Here is an 8,290-nt window from a genome sequence, read left to right on the forward strand (position 1 = left end):
GCCTTCTCCAATCCATCACCTCCTTATCTAATGGTGACAAAAACTACGACTTAAAGCGCTAATAGACCTGACGCATTCATCCTACCGCTACCGCGGCAGGTATTCTGCTAGGTTTTTTATAAACCCACAAAATAAACCCACAAAACAAACCCACAAAACAAACCCACAAAACAAAGAATTATTAAGCAAACTAACACTGCCCTTGGCATCAATTCAGGTTACAGCTTGCAGATAATTTGTGGAAAAAGAAGAGAGGCGAGTTATACTTTTAGGGTGATGGTGCTTCCGGTGGGTGTTTTTTTAACATAGACTTGTTTGTCGATGCGTTCGCTTAGTTCAGCGACATGGGAGATGATGCCAATGATGCGGTTTCCTCCTGCAATATCAGACAGGGTGCGTATGGCAAGTTCTAGTGCTTCGCCATCAAGCGAACCAAACCCCTCGTCAATAAACATGGCATCAAGACAAACCCCGCCCGCATTTTGCTGTACAACATCAGACAACCCCAGAGCCAACGAAAGTGAAGCCATAAACGACTCACCACCCGAGAGACTCCCCGCAGAACGCAACTTACCCGTATAGGCATCTAACACCTCAATATCTAACCCCATCTTTTTACGCCCATCATCACTCTGGGTTTTTCGCAGAAAAGAATACCGCTGCTGAGTCATCACCCTTAAGCGCTGATTAGCCGCATGAAGCACACGCTCAAAGTAAGCAAGCTGCGCATAGGTTTCAAAATCAAGCTTACCCATGATACCATCGCGGCCATTTGCAGCATCGGATAATTGTTTAACCGCACCATACTCTTTTTCGTTTTTTTCAAACTCTGAAGCGGCCCTGCGAAGATCAACAAGTGCAGTGGTTGTTTCGCTTAATCGACTATTGATTGCATCACGTCTATCGCGTAATTGCCTAGAGTTAACTTCCACAGTTTTTGCTTCCGCGTGCAATTTTCCTATGTCGGGTTGCTCTTTACCCTCAGTTTCCTGTTCCAAGCGAGCAATATCTTGAGCAAGGCGTGCACCATTTTTTTCATAATCGGAGATCAGTTGTTTGAGTTTAGCAAGTTCACTCTCAGATACAAGCGAAGCGACATATTCCGCTTCATCAGCAAACCCGTTTTCATGTAAAGCAACGGCATAATTTGTTTGGTTAGTGTTGTGGATTTTTAATGCTTTTTGTTCGTTTGTTGTGCGTTCGTTTAGCAGTGTTTGGGCCGACCCTAAAGCTGATTTAGCATTTGCTTCTCGCTCAGTTGCAGAAACCCAACTTTGGGAAAGTTCCCCCAGTGCTTTTTCATCATCATTTTTGCGTGTGGTTAATTTGGTTGCGGCAGTTTGTGTTTGTGTAAACAAATCGGTTAGTTCTTTTTCAGCAGTTTCCCAGGTAATGTTTGGAATAAATTCAAATAAATCGCTGATAAAGCGCTCCAGAAGTGGGACAAGTTCACTTTTGAGCGATTCAACAGCTATCTTTAGCTCATTATGCCGCTTTGTTGTGTTATCTGTTTTTGTTTTAAGCTCAGAGAGAGCTGTTTGGGTAAATGTTTTCTTTTCTAAAAGCTCTGTAACGGTTGATTGGGTTGCGCTAAGTATTTCGGGTAATAGCGTTAGTGCTACATCAACAGTTGAGTCCGAGATGAAGGGCGTGATGTCAGCTTTAAAGCGTATTATCAGTGTTTCGAGTTCACTCTTTAACCTATTACATTCTAAGGATGCGGCGTCTCGTTTTGTTTGGGTGTCCTCTTTAGTATTTTTTGCTTTTTTGAGTGCAACTTCGGTAACGGTGGCATCAGCTAATTTAGCCGGTGAGGGGTGAGTGGTTGAGCCGCAAACAGGACAAGGCGTACCAACTAATAGATTACCGGCGAGTATACCTGCTTGACTGCAAAGAAACGTTTCCTCTAATAACCGATACTGTTCATCAACCTCAAGGAATGCATCATTGAGTTTTTCGAATTTGGTTTGTTGGGTTCTTAGGGTGGTCTGTTTGGTTGTGATGGTGGTTAGGTCTGTTTGCAGGGTGGATAATTTTGTTTGTTTATCTTGTTGAGTGGTTAACTCGGTTATTATTTGGTCATATTGCGCTTGATAATCATCAATGGATGGTAAATTTTGCAGTTCCGCACATAGGACTATTAGGTCGTTTTGGGTTTGGTGGAGTTTGGTTTGTTTATTGGTAATTTTTGTGTGTTCTGTTTTTAGGGTTGTTAGGCGGGTTTGGGTTTGGGTTGTGATTTCCCATTCTTTTATCAGGTTGTTAAATGCGGTTTGTGCGCTCTCAAGGGGTGGTAACGCTTCAAGGGCGAGGGTTGCTTGTTCTAATTCGGTGTTCGCGCTGATTTTTTGTGTCTGTGCAAGGCTAAGCGCAGTTGTCGCATCTGCGTATTCTTCGGCTGTTTTTTGTGCGTAATCGTCTAGGGGTTTTACTTTGTGTAGTGCTATTTCGCCGCGGGTTATGTGCAGGGTTGTTTGTGTGATATCTTGTGCTTTTTGGTTGTGTGCTTGGAGATCTTGTTGTGCTTTGGCAAGGTCATTAAAGTTTTTGCAGAGGCCCTCAGCTATGACAAGGTTTGCGGCGAGCTCACGTGCTTGTTTGCTATACGCATCAAGCTGATTGTCTGCACTTAATAATTCAGTTTTATCGGTTTTTATTTGCTGTTCCCATGTGCTAAATTGTTCAGTGCGTTTATAAACATCAACATTGTAACGGGCAAAGTTGTGGAGAATTAGAGTACGTTCAGCCTCTTTTTGTTTAACGTGCTCTTTTAGGTGTTCTTGGAATTGTTTTAGTGCTTCGGTGTCAAATATGCGGCGTAGAATCTTTAGGCGCTCATCAGTGTTGCTTTGGAGAAAGCGAAGGAAATCATTCTGTGCAATCATGACGATTTGTGCAAACTGGTCGCGATCAAGCCCGACAATATCTGTGATTTTGGGTTTAATGTTACTGTTACCGCTGAGCAGTGTGCCATCGGGTAGGATGAGATCAGCGTCTTGACCTTTTTCTTTTATGGTACGCTTGATTTTGTAGTGTTTATTGTTAGAAGAAAATTCGAGTTCGACACAGGTTTTGGTTTTTTCTTTTGCAAAATCCGAGCGAAGCATCTGGGGCTTATCACGGGTGTTAGCGCTTGCTTCACCAAACAGCGCAAACGAGATGGCATCAAAAATGGTTGTTTTACCCGCCCCGGTTTCACCCGTAATTAAATACAAACCATTTGTGCCAAGCGCCGCGAAATCTAGGGTTTCGGTGCCGGCATAGGAACCAAATGCACTCATAGTTAGTTTTAGAGGCTTCATGGGGCAGGCTCCTTGGTTAGCAGATCTTTTACGATCTGGGATTGTTCGGTGTTCATTGCACACCCACACACAGCCAAAAAGAATTCACTAAACAGCTCATAAGCTGAGAGCTGATTGGGTTGAGTCAAAATTTGGTATGATGAGCAATCGTGATTTGTTCGGGAATTCTCAAATCTAAAGGTCATGACATGGGGATAGATGCTACGGAGTTTTTCCATCGGATCAAGAATTTCCTCTTCATCAGTTAGCACAATGTGCAGATAATCTTCTTTGTTGATTTGTAAGGCGAATTGGGGGCTCATCAATTCTGCTATTTTGCCCTTAATTTCACACATATTATGAAGGGGAACCAAGGAAAGATTTTTTGTGATCAAATCACTTTTTTGATTTAACTCTACCAGCAACACCGATTTGGTCTGCCCAATCTCAGATAACGAATACTTTAGGGGTGAGCCTGGATAGCAAATATGTTCTGCGCCGACTTTTTGTTCGCCATGCAGATGACCCAATGCAACATAATCAAATTGTACAATTAAACCGGTGTTAATTGCGTCTATTCCGCCCACAGGAGTTAGTTCAGAGTCACATCGAATAGGTACAACACCAGATTTAGTGAAAAATTGGTGGGATATAAGCACATTACGTGCGCTATAGTCAATATCAGCACTTCTAATTACTGCCTCTAAAGCATCAGCATAGGTTTCAATGGAGTGTTCACCAAAAAAACCACACACCGATAAAGGTTTGATAAAGGGCAGAAGCCAAAAGTTTACCTCACCATACACATCATTTAGAGTTACTTTTTGCAAACTGCCATTAAAGGACCCACAGAGAAACAACTGCCTCTCAGTTAACAGTCGGTTGGCATAGGAAATTCTCTCAGGCGAATCATGATTACCAGAGATAAGCAAAACAGCCACATTTGTGTGCGCCAGTTCAGTTAGAAAATCATCAAAGACACGAATAGCCTCGCTTCGAGGAATAGCCTGATCATAAATATCACCTGCAATAACCACTGCGTTAACTTGCTCAGATTTTATATAGCTGATTATCTGTTCAAAAACATGTTTTTGCTCCTCAAGCATAGAAAACCCATGAACACTCTTACCAATATGCAGATCAGACATATGCAAAAACTTCAGAAAAACCCACCAGCCCAGTATATACCACTTTTAATAGTTAGATTAGAATGTGTCAACTTGGTTTTAGTGCCCCCATTTAGCTTCAGATATGCGCTATTAGGCGGAATGTGAGCTAACAACTTAATAATTTTTAGATACCTACTGAAGAGTATTTTGAACAGCACCATTACACCACAGAACACAATCGTTAGCCACTACACGGAGTTATCGCCTTTATTAATAGTATTACGACAACCCACAATATTGTTGGTATAACAACAGTTCATAAACAAAACTCACAGGACGATTGGCTCAGTACTGTTGACGCTTGTGCAACATAAACATATTCTTAAAACAGTAATCGCCAATATCTATTGTTGCTCTATGAATTCACCAAAAATTGGATCTATAGCCGGATTTAGTGCACCGGCAGTCGCGATTATCTGTATTCTATTAGCCATTGGGACTTATCCTGCCTTTAGCTGGACCAATAACGCTCTAAGTGATCTTGGTGTTGTTTCAGGTGTAACGCAGTGGTTGTTTAATGGCGGTCTTTGTGTTGCAGGGGGTTTGGTTTTGATTTTTGCAATATTTGGCTTGCACCACTATGTGAATAAAACCTGGACTGGCAGATTGGGCTCTTGGATTTTTGGTGTTGCAGCAGTAATGTTAGTTTTGATTGGGATCTTTAACGAGAGTTTTGTGCCAGTGCACTTTATGGTTGCAGTAACATTCTTTATTTTGGTACCCACCGCCCTAGTCATCTTGACCGACAACTTTTACCAAACCCGCCAATACACTATAGCCGGTTTTACTGCGACCATAGCCATCATAGCGGCTCTTCCATGGATATTACAGTTCACCTGGCCCTATGTATCAAATGTAGCAATCCCCGAAACAATATCAGCACTATCAATCTCTGCATGGACAATCGGCCTCTCCACAAAAATCCACAACCCAAAACAGAACACAAGCAACCCTGCAAGCAAAGTGTCGAATTGTTAGTGGTCAAAGTTTAAAGTCCTGATATAGTTGGGCACAACAGTATGAGGATAGCGTTGTTTTGTAGCCGTTTTTTTTGACATATTCTATGGCTTCGGGGCTTGGGAATGCTATGGCATCAATTCCTGCTTTTAGTGCAAGTACATCGGTTTGAGCCCGGTGTTTACCTTTGGGACGCATACACCCCAGAGCCAGAGGGGTGTGGGGAAACATTGTTCGTGCAACAGCAACTGTCTTAGCAATATCTATAGGGTGGGGGGGTGGGGTTTGGGCCATATCTGTTCCAGGAAGAGGCATAAACGCAATGATAACAAGAGCGGCAGGGTTGAGTGTTTCTTTGATAATTTTTAGCGCATTGAATTCGCCCTCAAGTTTACCCTCGTTTAATCCTACAATAACATGAGGAATCACCCCAAGCTGGGCATCATGAAGAGACTTTAGGGAAACCCGGTAATCTTGCAGTGTAAGTGTCGTATTTGTGTTAAATACGGTTTGAATTGTTTTTTGGGATCCAAGGACATCGATTAAGGCGGCATCTGCACCTGCTTGTTTTAACAAAAATGCGGATTGCTCTCCGATAATACCTGTGTGAACAAACACGGTCAGACCCAGTTCATGCTTAAACTGACCCAAAACACCCACAAACTCATCAAACGGCACCGACCCATCCACCAAACAACCACCACTAACCAACACACCCCGTACACCAGCCAATTTAAGCTTCAAACCCAGCGTGTAGAGTTTTTGAGGTGAAATCGCAGGTTGCATAGTTTGGAGTAAAATTCCGTTGCAATGTTTACAGTTTAGCGCACAAGTGCTACCAGTTACCGAAATCGAAGAAAATACTTGCGCCGAATTACAGAAATGCCTATTTGTATAGCCGATAAAACTGGGAACATAGAAACGGATAACAGGACGCTGCGGTTTGAAATAGCCCAAATCCAGAAACGAACATAGATCATATTGATTTAGGTTCCATACAACTTCAGCAGTAAGACACGACATAATCATAGGAATAACACCAAAAACAGCTTAATAACCTACCGACCAAACAACAACACATACAAACAGCCGGCTACTTTCTGGAAGGAAATAATACCAAAAACATGGTAGAAAATATGTGTACTTTCTATTTGGGATCATACGGCTAGGGACTTACTGAGGGACTGGAGTTTCAGGAAGTTTTTGGGTGCCTATAGGTAATCTTGTTTGTGTTCCATCGGCGTTATTTACTATGTAGAATACATCGTTTAGCATCAAGATGTTACCTTCTGATCTATTGTCGTTTAGGCAGTAAATAGAGCGTACAATTCCACTGTCGCCAACAAAGTCGGGTGCTCCAGCAATTTTGTTGAATTCAACCCCTAAGTCAGATACAGCTTTGGTATCAAATAGTTCTGAGGCCTGTTTAGTGATTAATCGTGCGACATATCTTTCGGCAAATCACCAAATGGTAATAAAAACGACATACTCCATTCACTAATATAGTCCGAGTAATCTTAACCGTGCCTAAATTATGGAGTTACAAAGAGTTAAAATATTGAGTTCTAAGTATAAATCGATAATTGAAGAGGAAAAACATGATTGTCCAATTATTATTGGGACAAACAGCGCTATAGCTACGTTTGTACTCATTATAACATATGCGGACTATTATTTTTAACGGCGCTTTTTAGATAGTCTTTCATACTTAGCCTGATGTCATTAACTTTAGTCGAGTAGCGATTGAATTTGTTTGTCTATGTACTGTTCATATGCGTCAAATTTTTTCTGACGTAGTCCATCTTTTTGGTCATAATAAGAAACAAGATTGAAAGGAACACCATAATCGCTTAATCTCCTTGCATTTGGAGTAATTGCATTATACTCCAGTTTTTGTAAAAGTGTTCCAATACCCACAACATCATTCAGTTCGCAATTTGTACGAGATGACAAAATATACCTATAAAAAACATCAAATAAACCCAAATATTTCACTAAATGATACTTAAAAACATTATAAACGCAGTCAGAAACTGTACGCATGGCCTCATCTTTTGTTAATGGATTATCCTGCCTGTCAGTGTAGTATCGAACCATCCCCACATACCCACGTTCAAGGAATGAATTGAGAAGACCAGTAATTAAAGAATAATCTTTTTTTATCCTATAATCGATAAGTTTAATCAACTTTAATTCTTTTACAATCGGGCGGATAATATTCATAATAAGTTGAAAACCGTCCCAATACAAATGGGGTGATTTGCTTTTTACGATACTCTTAGACAATTTCTGAATTTGTGAGATCTGCTCATCAGACAAACTTAAAATTTTTTGATACAGATTTAGTTTAGCTATTGGTCCAACTATTCTAAAAGCATCAAAAACATCTTGAGGGATATTTGCCGCTTTAATAAGTGTGTTTATGCGGTTTTTTTCAGCCAACTCCGTTTCTGATAGGTATTCCACTCGCGTAATTTGGAAATCAACATCTGTTTTTGTTGATCTTACATCATAGTTTTTGTGATTTAATACGTCTTCAGCTCCGTTGATTATATTAAAAAAATTCTTATCAATGGACACAACCCGCCCCACATAATGTTGAGAAAAACGTCCAGCACGTCCCGCTATATTTTTAGCATCAAACTGTTTCAATTGCTTATTTCCTTTTTTCGAAGCAGTTATGAGCACATTTTTTGCAACAGTATTGACGCCTTCAGTTATTGTGGTCGTTGTAAATAAAGCCAACAAAAGTCCTTGATTAAGTGAACTACTCGCCCCTTCCGGGGCGAGCATCACTGGTTTCGATTTACGCATGTTTAGGTTCGTGCATGTTTAGGTTCGTGCATGTTTAGGTTCGTGCATGTTTAGGTTCGTGCATGTTTA

General features: G+C 41.0%; 5 protein-coding genes. 1 reads left to right on the forward strand and 4 read right to left on the reverse strand.

What is annotated here, in order from left to right:
* Window positions 1-260: 260 nt before the first annotated feature.
* Complete coding sequence (locus FWF39_RS11265; protein ID WP_343383536.1) at window positions 261-3,302, reverse strand: SMC family ATPase; 3,042 nt, start codon at window positions 3,300-3,302, stop codon at window positions 261-263.
* Entirely contained in the window at window positions 3,299-4,435 is a 1,137-nt protein-coding gene (locus FWF39_RS11270) for an exonuclease SbcCD subunit D (RefSeq protein ID WP_343383537.1), read from the reverse strand. The genes FWF39_RS11265 and FWF39_RS11270 overlap by 4 nt, the downstream gene beginning before the upstream one ends.
* A 372-nt stretch (window positions 4,436-4,807) precedes the next feature.
* Between FWF39_RS11270 and FWF39_RS11275 the strand changes: the two genes are divergently transcribed.
* Window positions 4,808-5,428: a DUF998 domain-containing protein gene (locus FWF39_RS11275; protein WP_343383538.1), complete on the forward strand. Its 621-nt coding sequence runs from the start codon at window positions 4,808-4,810 to the stop codon at window positions 5,426-5,428.
* 3 nt (window positions 5,429-5,431) lie between these two features.
* On the opposite strand, the gene FWF39_RS11280 is transcribed toward FWF39_RS11275, so the two are convergent.
* The gene (locus FWF39_RS11280; RefSeq protein WP_343383539.1) at window positions 5,432-6,436 is read right to left on the reverse strand and encodes a radical SAM protein; all 1,005 of its coding nucleotides are present in this window, start codon (window positions 6,434-6,436) and stop codon (window positions 5,432-5,434) included.
* Window positions 6,437-7,135: 699 nt separating this feature from the next.
* Window positions 7,136-8,221 (reverse strand): hypothetical protein, encoded by a 1,086-nt coding sequence (locus tag FWF39_RS11285; RefSeq protein ID WP_343383540.1) that lies wholly within the window; start codon window positions 8,219-8,221, stop codon window positions 7,136-7,138.
* Window positions 8,222-8,290 lie beyond the last annotated feature (69 nt).

This window comes from Candidatus Bathycorpusculum sp. (genome assembly GCF_009778815.1).
In the GTDB taxonomy this organism is placed as follows: Archaea; Thermoproteota; Bathyarchaeia; order Bathyarchaeales; family Bathycorpusculaceae; genus Bathycorpusculum; species Bathycorpusculum hydrogenotrophicum.

What these genes read in the sequence shown, in the direction of transcription:
- FWF39_RS11265 (WP_343383536.1), bottom strand. Translation starts at nt 3,302, where the DNA reads ATGAAGCCTCTAAAACTAACTATGAGTGCATTTGGTTCCTATGCCGGC.
- FWF39_RS11275 (WP_343383538.1), top strand. Translation starts at nt 4,808, where the DNA reads ATGAATTCACCAAAAATTGGATCTATAGCCGGATTTAGTGCACCGGCA.
- FWF39_RS11280 (WP_343383539.1), bottom strand. Translation starts at nt 6,436, where the DNA reads ATGATTATGTCGTGTCTTACTGCTGAAGTTGTATGGAACCTAAATCAA.
- FWF39_RS11285 (WP_343383540.1), bottom strand. Translation starts at nt 8,221, where the DNA reads ATGCGTAAATCGAAACCAGTGATGCTCGCCCCGGAAGGGGCGAGTAGT.